We start from the raw sequence: 15,528 nt of genomic DNA on the forward strand, positions 1-15,528 counted from the left end.
CCCGCAACTGGCGTCGGCTGCGGTCGAAGGTCAGACGGCGTCGAGCGCCTGCACCAGGTCCGCCTGCAGGTCGTCAATGTGCTCGATGCCCACCGACAGCCGCACCATGCTCTCGCTCACGCCCGCCTTGGCCAGCTCTTCGGGGTTGAGCTGGCGGTGCGTGGTCGATGCGGGGTGCGTGGCCAGCGATTTCGCGTCGCCGATGTTCACCAGGCGGGTGAAGAGCTGCAGCGCGTCCAGGAAGCGCGCACCGGCCGCCCGCGGGTCGGCGTCGGTGCTCTTGAGCCCGAAACTCAGGATGCCGGACGCCTTGCCGCCCGACTGCCGCTGCACCAGCGCGTGGTCCGGGTGGTCGGGCAGGCCGGCGTAGCGCACCCATTCCACCTTGGGGTGGCTTTGCAGGTACTTTGCCAGCGCCAGCGTGTTGTCGCAGATGCGGTCCATGCGCAGGGCCAGGGTCTCGATGCCTTGCAGAATCAAGAAGGCATTGAGCGGTGCCAGCGCCGCGCCGGTATTGCGCAGCGGCACCACGCGCGCGCGGCCGATGAAGGCGGCGGGGCCCAGAGCTTCGGTGTAGACCACGCCGTGGTAGCTCACGTCGGGCTCGTTCAGGCGCGGAAAGCGGGCCTTGTGCTCGGCCCATGGGAACTTGCCGCTGTCCACGATGGCGCCGCCCACACTGTTGCCGTGGCCGCCCAGGTACTTGGTGAGCGAGTGCACCACGATGTCGGCGCCGTGCTCGATGGGGCGCAGCAGGTAGGGGCTGGGCACCGTGTTGTCCACGATCAGCGGAATGCCGTGCGCATGGGCCACATCGGCCAGTGCGCGGATGTCGGTCACGTTGCCCAGCGGGTTGCCGATGGACTCGATGAAGATCGCCTTGGTGCGTGCGTCGATGTGCTGCGCAAAGCTGGCCGGGTCGCGCGGGTCGGCAAAGCGCGTGGTGATGCCCTGCTGGGGCAGCGTGTGCGCAAACAGGTTGTAGGTGCCGCCGTAGAGGGTGCTCGCCGACACGATGTTGTCGCCCGCCTCGGCAATCGTCTGGATGGCGTAGGTGATGGCCGCCATGCCCGAGGCCACGGCCAGCGCCGCGATGCCGCCTTCGAGCGCCGCGACGCGCTTTTCCAGCACGTCGGTCGTCGGGTTCATGATGCGGGTGTAGATGTTGCCCGGCACCTTCAAATCGAACAGGTCCGCGCCGTGCTGCGCGCTGTCGAAGGCGTAGGCCACCGTCTGGTAGATGGGCACGGCCACGGCCTTGGTGGTGGGGTCGGGGCTGTAGCCAGCGTGCACGGCCAGGGTTTCGATCTTCATGGTACGAGGTCCTTGTCAGCGGTTGAATGGGGCGAGGCGGCAGTGCCGCCGCAGGGCCATTCTTGCATCGCCGCGCGCCGCTTCGTTCGAATCGTTGGTGATGAGCTTATGGGGCGCCCGGCCTGTTTCAGGCGGGCAGGGCCACGGCGGCCTGGGCTGACATGCACCGGCGTGAGCAGGGCTCGGGCCAATTGTGCGCGGCCAGGCGCGCTGCGTCGGGGATGTGAATGTCGCGCCTGGCCATGCGGATGAGGCCTGCGTCTTCCAGTTCGTGCAGCACGCGGGAGAAATACTCGGGCGTGAGGGACAGGCGCGAGGCGATGGTGGCCTTGCTCACCGGAAGGGTCACGTTCAAGCCACCAGGCCCCTGCGGCTGGCCATGGCCGGCACAGGCCAGCGCGAGGCCGGCGGCGTCGTTCGAATCTTCGGGCAGTTCGCGCAGCAAGTAGCTGATCACGCGCTGCATGCCGCTGTGCAGCGTATAGGTCTGCACGTCATGCACCAGTCCATGCAGCCGCCGCGAAATGCCGGCAAGCATGCGCATGGCAAAGCGCGGGTCCGCTTCGATTTCGCGCTCGACCGTGCTTTTGTCGACGCTCAGCAACAGCGTGTCGCTCAGCGCCTGGGCGTTGATGATGTAGGGCTTGCCCGTGAACATGAGCGCCTCGGCAAAGGTGCTTCCGGGGCCCACCAGTTCAATGACTTTTTCCTGCCCTGAGGGCGAGAGCGCAAAGAGTTTGACCTGACCGAGCACCGTCACGTGAAACTCCTCGCACGGTGTGCCCACCCGGAAGATGGTGTCGCCGCGTGCAAAGCGGCGCAGCCGGCAGCCGGTCGCCAGGCGCGCCAGATCGGACGGAGTGGCTTCCTGAAACAGCGGTAGCGCCGACAGGTAGCGTGGGATATCAAATTGCCGGATGTCCATGGCGGGGCACTGGAGAGCGGGGATGCGCCCATTACACCGGCGTCTGCGGGATTCGTTCATGTCCGATGTCAAGGAAATGCTGCGGCGCGTCAAATTCCGTGGCGGGTGATCTGACTGTACACAGCGGCCAGGCGCAGGGCCAGGTCGCGCGGACGGTGTACGAGCGCATAGCCCTGCTGGCCAAAAAGAAAGGGCAGGTAGTCGTGCCCTGCGTTGTCGATGGTGATGGCAAAGGGCGTGAGGCCCTGCGCGCGCGCCTCGTGCACCGCGTGGCGCGTGTCCTCCAGCCCGTAGCGGCCCTCGTACACGTCCAGGTCATTGGGTTTGCCGTCGGTGAGCAGCAGCAGCAGGCGCTGGCGCTCGGGCCGTGCCGCCAGGCGCGCCGTGGCGTGGCGGATGGCAGCGCCCATGCGCGTGTAGTAGCCCGGCTTGATGGCGCCTACCCGCGAACGGGCCGCGCCTGTCCAGGCTTCGTCAAACCCCTTGAGGTGCTGGATGCGCACGTTCTGGCGCCGCACCGAGCTGAAGCCCAGCATCTCGAAAGTGTCTCCTCCGGCCGACAGGGCCTCGCCAAAGACATAGAGCGCGTCGCGGATTACGTCCACCACGCGCATAGGCCGACCGGCACCGGCCACGTGCGCGTCGGTGGAGAGTGACAGGTCGGCCAGCAGCAGTGTGGCCAGGCTGCGCTCGGCGCGCACGCGCCGCTGCCAGACGGCCGGGGACTCGCTGCGCCAGGCGGCTGCGTCTGCGGCGTGGCGTACCCAGGCATCCACGTCCAGCTCATCGCCGTCGGCCTGGGCGTGCGCGCGCGCGGGTGCCGCGCGCAGTACCTCCAGGCGCCTGCGCACTTGCCGCACGGTGGTGCGCAGCTGTGCATCGGGCGTGAACGGGGCGGTATCGCGGGCCACCCTGCATTGCACAGCGCAGTGCGCGGGGCGCAGTGCACCGGCCTTCCAGTCCCACTCGGGCAGGTGCTCGCCGGGGCCCAGGGCCATATCGTCTGCCGCGGCGCTGGGCAGGTCCAGGTCGAAGCGCACACGCGCAGCCAGGCGGCTGGCATTGCCCGGGTCTTCGGCGATGGAGAGCACGTCCATGTCGCGCGCGGCTTCCAGCGCGTTGCCGTCGTCGCTATCGTCATCGGCCCGCTGCACCTTGGTGAATTCGCCCCACGAGAAGATGGATTCGGCGCGAAAGAACAGCATCAGTGGGGCGGCATGGCGCTCGTCGCGCACCCGCTCGGCCTTGCGGCGCGTGCTGTCTTCTGGCGCGGGTGTGGCGGTATTCCCGGTTGATTGGGGCCCAGGGGGCTGCGCCGGGCGGCGCGGCGCGTCGGCGTCGCTGGTGCCGCAGCTCTCCAGCCATAGCCAGACTGGGGCAACCTCGGTGGGTGTGAGGCTGGGTGGCAACAGGGCGCCGGGCGCAAGGCCCTGGTCAAATTCGCCCCGCAGGGCGCGCTGCACCCACGCCTCGGCCTCGGCGGCCGGGCCGCGCAAGCGGCCGGGCGCCGGGCGCAGTGCCAGCTGGGCCTGCCGCAGTTGCGCGTACATGGATGCCAGGCCCGGGAAGGTGGCCAGCGTGGCTCGCACTGCGGCGAGGTTGTGACCTATCCAGCCGCAGCCGTGCAGGGGGGCTGCGCTGTTCCATTGCGAGGCCAGGGCCGCCAGCCAGAGATAAAGAGATCGATTCAGCGCTTTATCTGGAAATACCGCCACGCTGGGTGGCAGGGCCAGCAGGTCGTGGTGGAACTCCGGCAGGGCGGCGCGCGTGCCGCTGCCGGCCACGCGTTGCACCCATCCACGCGGCCCGCCGTGGCCGCGCACGGCGGCGGGGCCAATGCGCATGCCGGCCGGCCCGCCGCCGCAGCGCAGCAGCAAGCCCAGCGGCTTGCGCATCTCGTCCAGCGACACGGCAACCGTGGCGTGGCCAGGCTCGGCCCAGCGGGTGATGAGGCGGTGCCATTGCTGGCCGATCCACTCTTCCATGTCAGTGCTCCGCGGCGTGTGCCGCTTGGGATGCCGCGGGGGCGGCGTTGGGCAGCACGGCGGTGTGCTTTTAGCCCCCGGGGGCGGGATGTGTTGGGTGTGCGGGATACGGCGCCGCAGCCGGTGCGTCCACGGCCTCGGTGCGCCGCGCCCGCAGCGACTCGCGCAGCGCATCGACGCCAATGCTCCACTGCAGCAAGGGCTCGCGCTGCTGCGCGGCCTGTGACGCCTCACAGGATTGCACGCACAGCCCGCACTGCACGCACGAGAACTTGCGCCGCTTGAACTGGCGCGGCGGCAGGTGCATGGGGCAGGCGCGGTCGCAGGCATTGCCGTGCGGTGCGTCGCAACTGCGGCAGTGGGCGGGGGTGGCGGGCGCGAGGCCACTGGGCGCGCTGGGATGGGCGAGTACGCCCTGGCGCCCCACATCCCGGGAAAAACCGACCACCCGGCCGCGCGGATTGGCCATCCACACCAGGCTCTGGAACAGGCCCACGGCGCAGCCAAAGCGGCAAAACAGGTGACGGGCCAGCAGAAATTCGGCGCTGAAGACCGCGGTACCGGCAATCAGGAAGCGCAATTGTCCCGGGGTCGAGGTGCCGCTGACCAGCCGGCCCCAGACATCGGCGGGCGGCAGCAGGTAGGTGAGCAAAGTGATGGCCCACACAAAACCCATCAGCACGGACAGCAGCACGAACACCGGCCACCAGCGGCGGCGGGGCGTGAGGCCCTGGCGCGGCGTGGCTTTGCGGTCCCACAGCGACAGGCGCCCGCAGGCCTTTTGCAGCACATGGTTGAGCAGCTCCACCAGCGAGAAATGCGGGCACAGCCAACCGCAGTACAGACGCCCGTAGCGCCACGCCACGGCCAGAAAGCCGCCCACCAGCATGATGGCCGGGAGCAGCGCACGCACAAAGAGCCGCCAGGTCATTTCGCCCGGCCCGATCAGCCCTTGGCGGAAGTCGTCGATCCCCAGGCTCCAACGCTGGCCCAGCGCCCACAGCTGGACCTCGGTGATATCAAGGCGCAGCAGGTTCAGCGCGGGTGCGAGCAGAAACAGCGCGAAGAAGGCGATCTGGAACGTGCGTCGCTGGCGTTGCATGGGGCGCAGACATGGACCGGCGGCCCTAGCCCAGCAGGGCCTGGACGACCTCGCCCAGGGCCGCAGCCGTGTCGGCATCGTCCGTGAGGGCATCCACGATGGCCGCGCGGCACGCGGCCGCCAGCGGCACGCCCGAGACGGCCAGGCGTGCAGCCATCACCAGCAGCCGGGTGCTGGCGGTTTCTTCCAGGTCCTGGTCGGTCAACTGGCGCAGGGCGGTGCCCAGGCGCACCAGCGTGGCCGCCAGGTGGGGGCTTGCGCCCGCCTCGGTGCGCAGGATGGCTTCTTCGACCGCTGGAGCGGGGTAGCCCAGCTTGAGCGCCACGAAGCGCTGGCGGGTGCTGGGCTTGAGGCTCTTGAGCAGGCTCTGGTAGCCGGGGTTGTACGAGATCACCAGCATGAACTCGGGCGGCGCGGCCAGCTGGTCGCCGGTGCGCTCGATGGGCAGCACGCGCCGGTCGTCTGCCAGCGGGTGCAGCACCACGGTGGTGTCCTTGCGCGCTTCCACCACCTCGTCCAGGTAGCAGATCGCACCCTGGCGCACCGCGCGTGCCAGGGGGCCATCGGCCCAGACGGTGCCCTCTGCGCTCAGCAGGTGGCGGCCTACCAGGTCGGCGGCGGCCAGGTCGTCGTGGCAGCTCACTGTGATGAGGGGCCGCCCCAGGCGGGCGGCCATGTGTTCCACAAAGCGCGTCTTGCCGCAGCCCGTGGGGCCTTTGATGAGCAGCGGAAGGCGCTGCCGCCAGGCGTGTTCGAACAGTGCGGCCTCATTGCCCTGCTCGGCGTAGAAGGGCATGACCGCGGAGGCGATGCGGTGCAGTTCGCTGTGGTCCATGGGTTTTCCTTGCGCGGCTCAGGCGGTGCCCAGGGCCGTGTGGCCGGGGGTGCCCGTGCGGCCTTCCTCGGTGACGGGATCGCCGCCGATGAAGAAGCTGTAGAAGAACAGCAGCTGGCCCAGCAGGAAGACCACGCCGCCCCCCACGCGCACCCAGTAGAAGATGGACAGCTGCTCCTGCGTAGCCATGAATCCCATGGCGTTGGTCTCGGGGATGCGCTGCAGCCACACTTGCAGGATGCCTGCGCCCGTGAGTGCCAGCACCATCACGGCCATGCCGATGCTCATGATCCAGAAGCTCCACATCTCCGCCGCCTGCGCCCGGGGGCTGTTGGCAATGCGCCCGCGCAGGGTGGGCATGGCGTAGCTGATGAGCGTGATGACCACCAGCACATACGCCCCATAGAAGGCCAGGTGGCCGTGGGCCGCGGTGATCTGCGAGCCATGGGTGTAGTAGTTGACGGCCGACAGCGTGTGGATAAAGCCCCACAGGCCGGCGCCCAGGAAGCCCAGCACGGCGGTGCCCACGGCCCACAGCACGGCGGCTTGATTGGGGTGGTCGCGGCGGCGGCGTTGCACCATGTTGAAGGCGAACACCGTCATCATGAAGAAAGGCACGGGTTCCAGGGCGCTGAAGATGCTGCCGATCCAGTGCCAGTAGCCGGGCAGGCCGATGAAGTAGAAGTGGTGGCCCGTGCCCAGGATGCCGGTCATCAGCGCGAAGGCGATGATCACGTACAGCCACTTGTCGATCACCTCACGGTCCACGCCCGTGGTTTTGACGAGCACGTAGGCCAGCAGCGAGCCCAGGATCAGCTCCCACACGCCCTCCACCCACAGGTGGACCACAAACCACCAGTACATCTTGTCGCGCACCAGGTTGTGCGGGTTCACGAAGCTGAACAGGAACACCAGCGCCAGGCCCCACAGGCCCATCAGCAGCACCAGCGAGATGGCGGTCTTGCGGCCCTTGAGCACCGTCATGCTGATGTTGTAGAGAAAGCCCAGCGCCACGACCACGATGCCCACCTTGGTGGGCAGCGGCTGCTCCAGGAACTCGCGCCCCATGGTCTGCAGCAGGTCGTTGCCCGTCAGTTCGGCGAGCTTGGCGTAGGGCACCGTGAGGTAGCCCACGATGGTCAGCGCGCCCGCTGTGAGAAAGACCCAGAACAGCACCTTGGCCAGCAGGACGGAGTGCAGCTCGGTCTCCGACTCCTCGGGCACCATGTAGTAGGCCGCGCCCATGAAGCCAAACAGCAGCCACACAATGAGCAGGTTGGTGTGCACCATCCGCGCCACATTGAACGGGACGTAGGGGAAGAACAGATCACCCACCACGTATTGCAGGCCCAGCGTGATGCCGAAGATGATCTGCCCGGCGAAGAGCGCCATGGCTGCGATGAAGTAGAGCTTCGAGACCGATTGGCTCTGGTATTTGAGTGTTGGAATGTGCATGGTGTCGGTCCCTCTTCAGCCTTCGATGTTGGGTGGCCACTTCTCGGTGTTGATCTCGCCAGTCCACTTGAGGAACTCGACGAGCTCATCGAGCTGCTGGTCGGTGAGGTTGAATTGCGGCATCTGGCGGCGGTGCGCCACGCCGGTGGGCTGGAGCTTCATCCACACCTTGATGAAGTCGCCGCCCCGGCGCTTGTAGACGTTGCCCAGCTCGGGTGCGAAGTACGCGCCCTCGCCCAGCAGGGTGTGGCAGCCGATGCAATTGCGGGTCTCCCAGATCTTCTTGCCTGCCACCACAGCCGGGGTGATGGCCTGGGCGTTGGAGCGCTCGGGGATGCGGCGCTCGCTGTCGAACACAGTGGCGGCAAACAGCAGGGCGAAGAACACAGTGCCCCCGTAGAACATGTTGCGGGCCATCTGTTTGGTGAACCCGCTGTGTGATTGGCTCATTCGAAGCCCTCCTTGAAATGGACGGCTATATCCTCCCAATTTGCTCGGCTTTTTTCCTTGAACCGGTTCAAGGAATGCGCAGCTGCCCCCGGGTTTTTTGCGCGGAGTTTTTGAGCAAAAATGGCCCCGCACGCTTGTGCGGAAAGCGCAAGCAGCTATTGATTTGATAGTGGGTGGCGAAGGCGGTGGCAGGCTACCGCGGCCAGAGCGTCGCCACTAGCACCAGCAGCACCACGGCGGCCAGCCAGCCCAGCAGCAGGCGGCGCCACAGCGCCGGGGCACGGCGCAGTTCCATGTAGTCCAGGATGATGAGGCAGCCCTTGGCGGCGGCCAGGGCCAGCACCAGCACGGCCGCGCCGGTGCCCAGGCCTTGCGCACCCGCGTGCTCGCCCAGCCAGGCGGTGATGGCCGTGGCGGCCAGCAGGGCGATCCAGATGGCGTTGATGCGGTGGTGCGGGTGTTTCATGCAGACCTTTATCGCAGCACGTAGACCAGCGGGAACAGCACCATCCACAGCAGGTCCACCATGTGCCAGAAAACCGCACCCGTCTCCAGCGCATGGCAACCGTGCGGCCCGTAGGCGCCGCGCCGCGTGGGCCCCCACAGCACCGCAAAGATGATGCAGCCCACGGCCGCGTGCAGAAAGTGAAAGCCCGTGAGCATCACGTACAGCAGGTAGAACGTGTTCTCGGCCACGTCGATGCCCTCGCGCCACTTGTGCGCGTACTCCAGACTCTTGAGCAGCAGAAAGCCGCAGCCGCAGGCCAGCGCGCCCAGCAGCCAGCGCGCGCCCTGGGCAGAGCAGCCGTTGCGCACGGTGTGCACGCTGCGCGCCGCACACCAGCTGGCGGACACCAGCAGCACGGTGTTGGCCGCGCCGGTGGAAAGGTCCAGCGTGGCCTGGCCGGCCGCGAACAGACCCGGTTCGCGCAGCCGCGCAAAGGCAAACGCGGCAAACAGGATGCCGAAGGTGAGCAGCTCGGCAAGCACCAGCAGCCACACCACCAGGTCGCCCACCAGGCGAGGCGATGTCGGCGGGTGGGCCGCCTGGGCCGGGGGCATCGCAGTGCTGCTCAATGCGAAGTCCCTTCCGATCGCGTGATCTTGTTCCACACGTTGTACTTGCCCACGGGCTTGCTCATGGGCAGGCGCTTGACCTCCCTGAACGTGGCGGCGTCGTACACGATGAGGGCGCCTTGCATCTCCCACAGGCTGGCCAGCGCCAGGCGGCCGTCGCGCGTGAACTCGATGTGCGCCAGGGTCTTGCCGGGCTCGCGCACCGTGGCCACGGGCTGCAGCGTGGCCTTGTCGATGATGGTGAGGGTGTCCCTGGCGGTGGCGCTCATCATCGAGTCCGTCCAGGCATAGGGCGTGTTCTCGTGGCTGCGCATGAAGAAGCCCGGCCCCGGTGTGGGGATGCTGGCCACGGGCTTCCAGGTCTTCATGTCGATCACGTCGATGCTGCCGCCCTGCAGGTTGGGCGAGGCCAGCACCGTGGTGCCCTGCCAGGCGAAGGTGATGCCCGAGCCCAGGTGCGGCATGCCTGCAATCGGCAGGTCGGCGATCTTGCGGCGCACGTCCAGGTTCACCACCTGGGCGGTGGCGGGGTCGGTGCCGGCCTTGCCGTCCGGGGCAGCCGTCTTGGGGCGCGTGGCGCCCAGCACGTGGCGGTAGCTCTGGTCGAAGAAGAAGTCGTCCAGCGGTTCATCCAGCGGCGTGCGGCGCACGCCCAGGTAGCCGGGCTTCGCAATGGCCTCGCCCATCTTGTAGTCGTGCACCAGGCCGTCGTGGATGGGCGGTGCCTCTGGGTCGTACGAAATCTCCCAGATCTCCGGGATGTCCTTGAGCGCCACGACAAAGCTCTTGCGCGGCGCGGCGTCGTACACGGCCGAGACGCGCGAGCTGCTTTTACCGTCCAGCGTGCGCGCGTCGTAGGTGCGCACCAACTGCAGGTCGCTGTCGAACAGGGCCAGCGTGTGTGGCAGGTAGTTGGCGGCCATCACCCAGCGGCCGTCGCCGCTCACCGCCACGTTGCGCATGTTCAGCCCGGCACGCACTTCGGCCACCACGCGCAGGCGGTACAGGTCGTACTTGGTGATCCAGCCGTCGCGCGAGCCGAAGTACACGTAGCGGCCGTCCGGCGAGAATTTGGGGCCGCCGTGCAGCGCAAAGCGGCTGGCAAAGCGGGTGATGACTTCCAGGCGGTCGCCGTCGAGCAGGCTCACATGGTGGTCGCCACCTTCCACCACCACGAAGAGGTTCATGGGGTCCGCCTGCCAAAGCGGCGTGGCGGGCTCGTTGGCCGGTGTGGGATGGAATTCGCGCGACGTGCGGATGTTGTCCTCCGTCCAGCGCGGTGCGGGCACCACGGGAGTACGGACGAACGCGCCCAGCGCCTGGATTTCGGCAGGCGAGAGCGTGCCGGAAAAACCGGGCATCTGCGTGGCCGTGCGACCGCTGGTGATGACCCGCAGGGCTTCTCCGGTCGGCAGGCGGGCCAGGCTCTCGGGCAGCAGGGCCGGGCCCATGGCGCCGGTGCGCTGCGCACCGTGGCAGCTGGCGCAATGCGTGGCGAAGGTACTGGCCGCGCTGGGGCTCGTGTTGGCGGTGGCGCTCGTGCTGGTGCTGTTTTGCTGGGCCATGGCCAGGTCCCAGCCCATCCAGAAAAGGCCAGCCACCAGGGTGGCACGGGCGGCGTCGGCCAGCCACGCGCGCCAACGGTGCGGTGTAAGGACAGGGATGTCAGGCATGGGCTTGCTCCCGGATGGGAATGGTGATGCGTTGGCGCGGGCCGTGCGGCGCGCTGCCTGCTGCGGCCACTGCACCGATCTCTTCGTCTTCCAGATAGCAGCCCGGGTCCTCGGCCCAGGCGTTGCCGGTGAGCTGTTGGGCGCGCACCCGGGTGTTGCCGCCGCACAGCGGCAGGTAGTGGCACTGCGCGCAGCGGCCCTGCACGGGGCGCGGTTGCTGCTTGAGCCCGGCCATCAGCGGGTCGGAGGTATCGCTCCAGATGGCCGAAAAGGGCCGCTCGCGCACATTGCCCAGCGTGTGGTGCCACCACATGGTGTCGGGGTGCACCTGGCCCAGGTTGTCGATGTTGGCCACGTTCAGGCCGCTGGCGTTGCCGCCCCAGGCGGCCAGGCGCTGCGCGAGCAGCGGTGCCCAGCGCGGCAGGTGCATTTGCGCCCATTGCAGCAGGAAGGGGCCATCGGCATCGTTGTTGCCAGTCACGTACTCCTCGGCCAGGCCTGTTTGCGCTGCGTGCCAGGCTCGGTCGAACAGCAGAGTGAGCGCATCGCGTGTGGCCTGGAACTGGGCGTCCTTGCCCCGGTGGATGTTGCCGCGCCCGGCGTAGTTCAGGTGCGAGAAATAGAACTTGTCGACCTGCTCTGCGCGCATCAGGGCCAGCAGCGCGGGCAGATCATGTGCATTCATCGCGGTCATGGTGAAGCGCATGCCCACCTTCACGCCCCGCTCGCGCAGCAGCTTCAGCGCGTTCAGGCTCAGGTCGAACGCGCCCTGCATGCGCCGGAAGCGGTCATGGGTGTCGCGCAGTCCGTCGAGGCTGATGCCCACGTAGTCAAAGCCCTGGGCGGCGATGCGGTCGGCCATGGGTGCGTCGATCAGCGTACCGTTGGTGGACAGGCCGGTGTAGAACCCCAGGTCCCGCGCACGGGCGGCAATGTCGAACAGGTCCTGGCGCATCAGCGGCTCGCCACCCGAGAGGATGAGCACGGGCACGCCGTAGGCGCGCAGGTCGTCCATCACACCGAACACCTCGTCGCGCGAGAGTTCACCCGCGTAGTCGTGGTCGGCCGACAGCGCGTAGCAGTGCTTGCAGGTGAGGTTGCAGCGGCGGATCAGGTTCCAGATCACGACGGGCCCCTGCGGGCCTTTCTGCGGGCGGCTGCGCACGGCCGGGTAGGCGCCCGCCGCCTCGGCGGCGGCGAGCTCACGCATGTATTGGCTAATCCTGAACATCGTTGGTGCCTTTCAAGCGCAGGCCGGTTTTTTTGAGAATGGCCGTGGAGTACAGGATGTCGTGTGCACGGCACGCTGGGCCCAGCAGCGCGGCCACCACGTCGGCCTGGCGCTCGACCTCATCGCGCGTGCGGCCGTGCAGCATGGCGAACAGGTTGTAGGGCCAGTCGGGCAGGTGGCGGGTGCGGCGGTAACAGTGGCTCACGCCATTGAGCCGGGCGATCTGGGTGGCCAGTGCATCCACCTGGCGGTCGTCCACGTCCCATACGCTCATGCCGTTGGCGGTAAAGCCCAGGCGGTAGTGGTTGGGCACGGCGCCGATGCGGCGCACCAGGCCCTCGTCCAGCATGGAGGCAAGGCGCTCTCGCACCTGTTCGCCGCTCACGCCCAGCATGGCACCCACGGCCTCGTAGGGGCGGGCCACCAGCGGCAGGCCACCCTGCACGGCGGCGATGAGGGCGCGGTCGAAGGCATCAAGCGCCACGGCGGGCTCCTTTCGGCGGGATGAGGGGCAGGCGCAGCTCGACGCGGTATTCGTGCTCCTTGGGGAACTGGAACACCGGCAGGCCGGTCGTGTGCTCGATGCGGCGGGCAGCATCGGCCACGGCGCCTGCAGACTCCCCGGCCAGCACGAACCACATGTTGAGCGACGGGTGGTCGCGCCGGTAGTTGTGGGCCACTTCGGGCAGCGCGTTCACCAGCGCCGTGACTTCGTCAAAGCGCTCTTCGGGCACGGCCAGCGCTGCCAGCATGAACTGCCCGCCCGCGCGCTCGATCTGGAACAGGGGGCCAAAGCGCGTGAGCACGCCGCTGGCCAGCAACTGGCGCAGGCATTCGATGACATGGTCCTCGCTCCAGCCCAGGGCTTCGCCCACGGCGGCGAAGGGGCGGTCCACCACAGGAAAGCCGCCGTGGAGGTAGTCCACGAGGCGAAGCTGGTCCGGCCTAAGCATGGGGTGCCTCCTGGAGCGCTGCAAACCGGCGCGGGCCGCGCTGGGTGAAGCGCCGCAGGGAGAACAAGGTTTCGCGGCGCAGGTGTGCAATGCCGGCCTGCTGCGAGGCCTGCTCTATCAATGCCAGCACCTCGGTGCGATCTTGCCCGTGAACCATGCAATACAGGTTGTAGGGCCAGTATTCCGAGCGCTCGCGCCGGTAGGCAAGGGTGATGCCGGGCTGCCGGGCGAGCAGGGCACCACAGGCATCCACCTGCTGGTCGGCCACATCAAACACCGTCATCGCGTTGGCGGTGTAGCCCACCTCATGGTGGCGCACGACCATGCCAAAGCGGCTCAAGATGCCTTGTGCCAGCCAGCGGTGCAGGGTCTCCAGCACGGTGGCGGGGCTCCATCCCAGGTGCTCCGCCCAGGCGTCGTAGGGCCGCTCGACCAGCGGCAGGCCCTGCTCGGCCAATGCCGCCAGTCCTGCTTCATGGGCGGGCACGGGCGTGGAGGCTGCCTGCGTAGCGCCCCCCGCTGCGACGGTGGTGGCGCAGAGGTCGAAGCCCAGGTCGATGCGGTAGGGGCGCACCATGGGCAGCCGCAGCACGCGAAGCCCGGTGTCCTGTTCAATGCGGCAGAGCACCTGCTCCAGGGCTGCCGGGTCTGTGGCGGTAGCAACAAACCACAGGTTGAGCGGGTTTTCGCGTTCGTAGTTGTGGTTGACGCCCGGGTGGCTGGATACCAGGGCCGCGACGGCCTCCAGCCGCGCATGGGGCACGGCCATGGCGGCCAGCAGGCCCGCGCCGCCTGCGCCCGGCGCAAACACGGCGCCTATGCGGCCCAGAACCCCCGCGTCCTGCAGGCGCCGGCAATGGGCGATCACGGCGTTGGCGGGGCGGCCCAGGGCGTGCCCCAGCACATCGAACGGTGCCAGGCAGAGCGGGAAATCGCGTTGCCAGGTGTTGAGCAGCGGCAGGTCGCTGGTGTGTGCACACATGCTAAAAACCCATGCGCTGGGCGCGCGCCGTGAAAAATATGCCACTGGGCGCCTGGGCGGCCAGCGATGCCTGGGTGGACAGCGTGGCGGTGTCCACCACCTGCACCTTGTCGTCGTCGCGGCAGCTGATCCACACCGACTCGCCGCGTGGCGTGAACTCCATGTGCATCACGGCCTTGCCGGGCTGCAGCGTGGCGGCCACGCGCTGGACCAGGGTGTCGATGACCTGCACACGGTGGTAGTCGGGCATGGCGAAGTTCACCCATACCTGGCGGCCATCGGGCCGCGCCATCACGAACACGGGCTGGCCTGCTACCGGGATGCGGCCGACTTCTTCCCACGTGGTGGTATCCACCACCAACACCTCGTGGCGACCGATGGCTGGCAGATAGGCATGGCGCCCGGCTACGGCCCAGCCGCGCAGGTGGGGCATCTTGAACACGGGCAGGGGCTGCTGGCCGCGGCCATAGCCGCCCAGGATGCGCCGGGCGACCGGCTGATCGGCCCAGGTGTCCACCAGGGCCAGGCCGTCTTCGCCAAACAGGCCCGCAATGTAGTGGCGGCCGTTGGGCGTGACCAGCGCGTCATACGGCTGGCGGCCAATGCCGTCGATGCGCGTCACGCGCGGCCGCGCGGGGTCGGTGCAGTCGGCAATGCAGATCGCGTTGGCGTCGAACAGGCTGTAGATGAACCGCTGGCCGGGCAGGTCGGCCAGGCCCACCACGCGCGAGCGCTGGCCGTCGGCAGTGAGCGCGGGGATGTCCGCCCGCAATGCCAGCGTCTCGGCGTCGAACACCTTCACGCCGCCGGGCGTGTAGTTCTGCGTGGCCACCAGCGTGCCGTCGGCGCTGATGGCGCCGCCGATGGAGTTGCCGGCCTGCTGCTCGCGCGCGGTGATGCGCCGGGTCAGCAGGTCGATGCGCGTGAGTGCGCCGTCGCGGCCAAACACATAGGCTTGGCGGCCATCGCGCGAGAACACGAGCGAGGCATGGGAAAGGTCCCCCAGACTGGTGATGCGGGCCAGGACGGAGCGGTGTGTGGTGTTCACCAGCAACACCGAGCCGGTGGCGCGCTCGATGACCAGGCCCAGGTCGCCGGTGCCCACGAGCGGGGGCGCGGGCTGCTGCAGCGTTGCGCAGCCGCTGGTCAGCAGCGGGAGGGCCGCCAGGCCCAGGAGGAGGGGGCGTCGTTTCATGGCTGGGGGCGCGGGGGCCAAGGAGGGAAGCCACTCGCCAATTGCTCGGCGATCCACAGGGCTTCGGCTTCGGTGACAAAGGTGCGCCAGGGCGGCATGGGCGTGCCCGGGCGGCCGTGAAAAATGGTGGCAGCCATGGAAGGGACGGGTTTGTCCGCCAAGGCCGCAGAGGTGAGGGGCGGTCCCAGCCCACCGGTAAGGTGCATGCCGTGGCACGAGCCGCAGTCCTGCCGCACCATGCGTACTAGCTCGCGCTGGCGCTCTGGTGGTGTGCCAGTGGCCTGTGCCATGGCCCCGGCACAGGCCAGGACGCACAGCGTGGTCAGGGCGGCGGCGCGCAGCGGCATGGCG

General features: G+C 68.3%; 16 protein-coding genes. All 16 read right to left on the reverse strand.

The window, feature by feature from the left end; genetic code table 11:
• Nucleotides 1-30: 30 nt before the first annotated feature.
• A complete protein-coding gene (locus ASE52_RS03220; RefSeq protein ID WP_010461160.1) occupies nt 31-1,314 on the reverse strand; it encodes an aminotransferase class I/II-fold pyridoxal phosphate-dependent enzyme in 1,284 nt (427 codons plus the stop codon).
• A 127-nt stretch (nt 1,315-1,441) separates the two neighbouring features.
• Nucleotides 1,442-2,239 carry a Crp/Fnr family transcriptional regulator gene (locus tag ASE52_RS03225; protein WP_010461162.1) on the reverse strand — a complete coding sequence of 266 codons (798 nt, stop codon included), beginning with the start codon at nt 2,237-2,239 and terminating at the stop codon, nt 1,442-1,444.
• 89 nt (nt 2,240-2,328) lie between these two features.
• Nucleotides 2,329-4,224 (reverse strand): VWA domain-containing protein, encoded by a 1,896-nt coding sequence (locus tag ASE52_RS03230; RefSeq protein ID WP_057223751.1) that lies wholly within the window; start codon nt 4,222-4,224, stop codon nt 2,329-2,331.
• 70 nt (nt 4,225-4,294) lie between these two features.
• Entirely contained in the window at nt 4,295-5,326 is a 1,032-nt protein-coding gene (locus tag ASE52_RS03235) for a 4Fe-4S binding protein (protein ID WP_057223753.1), read from the reverse strand.
• Between the two features lie 25 nt (nt 5,327-5,351).
• Nucleotides 5,352-6,161 (reverse strand): CbbQ/NirQ/NorQ/GpvN family protein, encoded by an 810-nt coding sequence (locus tag ASE52_RS03240; protein ID WP_057223755.1) that lies wholly within the window; start codon nt 6,159-6,161, stop codon nt 5,352-5,354.
• An 18-nt stretch (nt 6,162-6,179) separates the two neighbouring features.
• Nucleotides 6,180-7,616, reverse strand: a complete 1,437-nt coding sequence (locus tag ASE52_RS03245) for a cbb3-type cytochrome c oxidase subunit I (protein ID WP_057223757.1) — start codon at nt 7,614-7,616, stop codon at nt 6,180-6,182.
• 15 nt (nt 7,617-7,631) lie between these two features.
• Nucleotides 7,632-8,066, reverse strand: coding sequence for a cytochrome c (locus ASE52_RS03250; protein WP_057223759.1), 435 nt, complete (start codon nt 8,064-8,066; stop codon nt 7,632-7,634).
• Between the two features lie 193 nt (nt 8,067-8,259).
• Complete coding sequence (locus ASE52_RS03255) at nt 8,260-8,532, reverse strand: cytochrome C oxidase subunit IV family protein (protein WP_057223762.1); 273 nt, start codon at nt 8,530-8,532, stop codon at nt 8,260-8,262.
• An 8-nt stretch (nt 8,533-8,540) separates the two neighbouring features.
• Nucleotides 8,541-9,143 (reverse strand): cytochrome c oxidase subunit 3 family protein, encoded by a 603-nt coding sequence (locus ASE52_RS03260; RefSeq protein ID WP_241776906.1) that lies wholly within the window; start codon nt 9,141-9,143, stop codon nt 8,541-8,543.
• A complete protein-coding gene (locus ASE52_RS03265; RefSeq protein WP_241776945.1) occupies nt 9,140-10,708 on the reverse strand; it encodes a nitrite reductase in 1,569 nt (522 codons plus the stop codon). Before ASE52_RS03265 ends, ASE52_RS03260 begins: the two co-directional genes overlap by 4 nt.
• A 100-nt stretch (nt 10,709-10,808) precedes the next feature.
• Nucleotides 10,809-12,047, reverse strand: a complete 1,239-nt coding sequence (gene nirJ / locus ASE52_RS03270; protein ID WP_057223766.1) for a heme d1 biosynthesis radical SAM protein NirJ — start codon at nt 12,045-12,047, stop codon at nt 10,809-10,811.
• Nucleotides 12,034-12,531, reverse strand: a complete 498-nt coding sequence (locus ASE52_RS03275; RefSeq protein WP_057223769.1) for an AsnC family transcriptional regulator — start codon at nt 12,529-12,531, stop codon at nt 12,034-12,036. The genes nirJ and ASE52_RS03275 overlap by 14 nt, the downstream gene beginning before the upstream one ends.
• Complete coding sequence (locus ASE52_RS03280; protein ID WP_057223771.1) at nt 12,521-13,000, reverse strand: Lrp/AsnC family transcriptional regulator; 480 nt, start codon at nt 12,998-13,000, stop codon at nt 12,521-12,523. Before ASE52_RS03280 ends, ASE52_RS03275 begins: the two co-directional genes overlap by 11 nt.
• Nucleotides 12,993-13,982, reverse strand: coding sequence for an Lrp/AsnC family transcriptional regulator (locus ASE52_RS03285; protein ID WP_057223773.1), 990 nt, complete (start codon nt 13,980-13,982; stop codon nt 12,993-12,995). Before ASE52_RS03285 ends, ASE52_RS03280 begins: the two co-directional genes overlap by 8 nt.
• Before the next feature lies 1 nt (nt 13,983).
• Nucleotides 13,984-15,177 (reverse strand): cytochrome D1 domain-containing protein, encoded by a 1,194-nt coding sequence (locus ASE52_RS03290; RefSeq protein ID WP_057223774.1) that lies wholly within the window; start codon nt 15,175-15,177, stop codon nt 13,984-13,986.
• A complete protein-coding gene (locus tag ASE52_RS03295) occupies nt 15,174-15,524 on the reverse strand; it encodes a cytochrome c (RefSeq protein ID WP_057223776.1) in 351 nt (116 codons plus the stop codon). Before ASE52_RS03295 ends, ASE52_RS03290 begins: the two co-directional genes overlap by 4 nt.
• Nucleotides 15,525-15,528 lie beyond the last annotated feature (4 nt).

Source organism: Acidovorax sp. Root275, assembly GCF_001428965.1.
GTDB lineage: Bacteria > Pseudomonadota > Gammaproteobacteria > Burkholderiales > Burkholderiaceae_C > Acidovorax > Acidovorax radicis.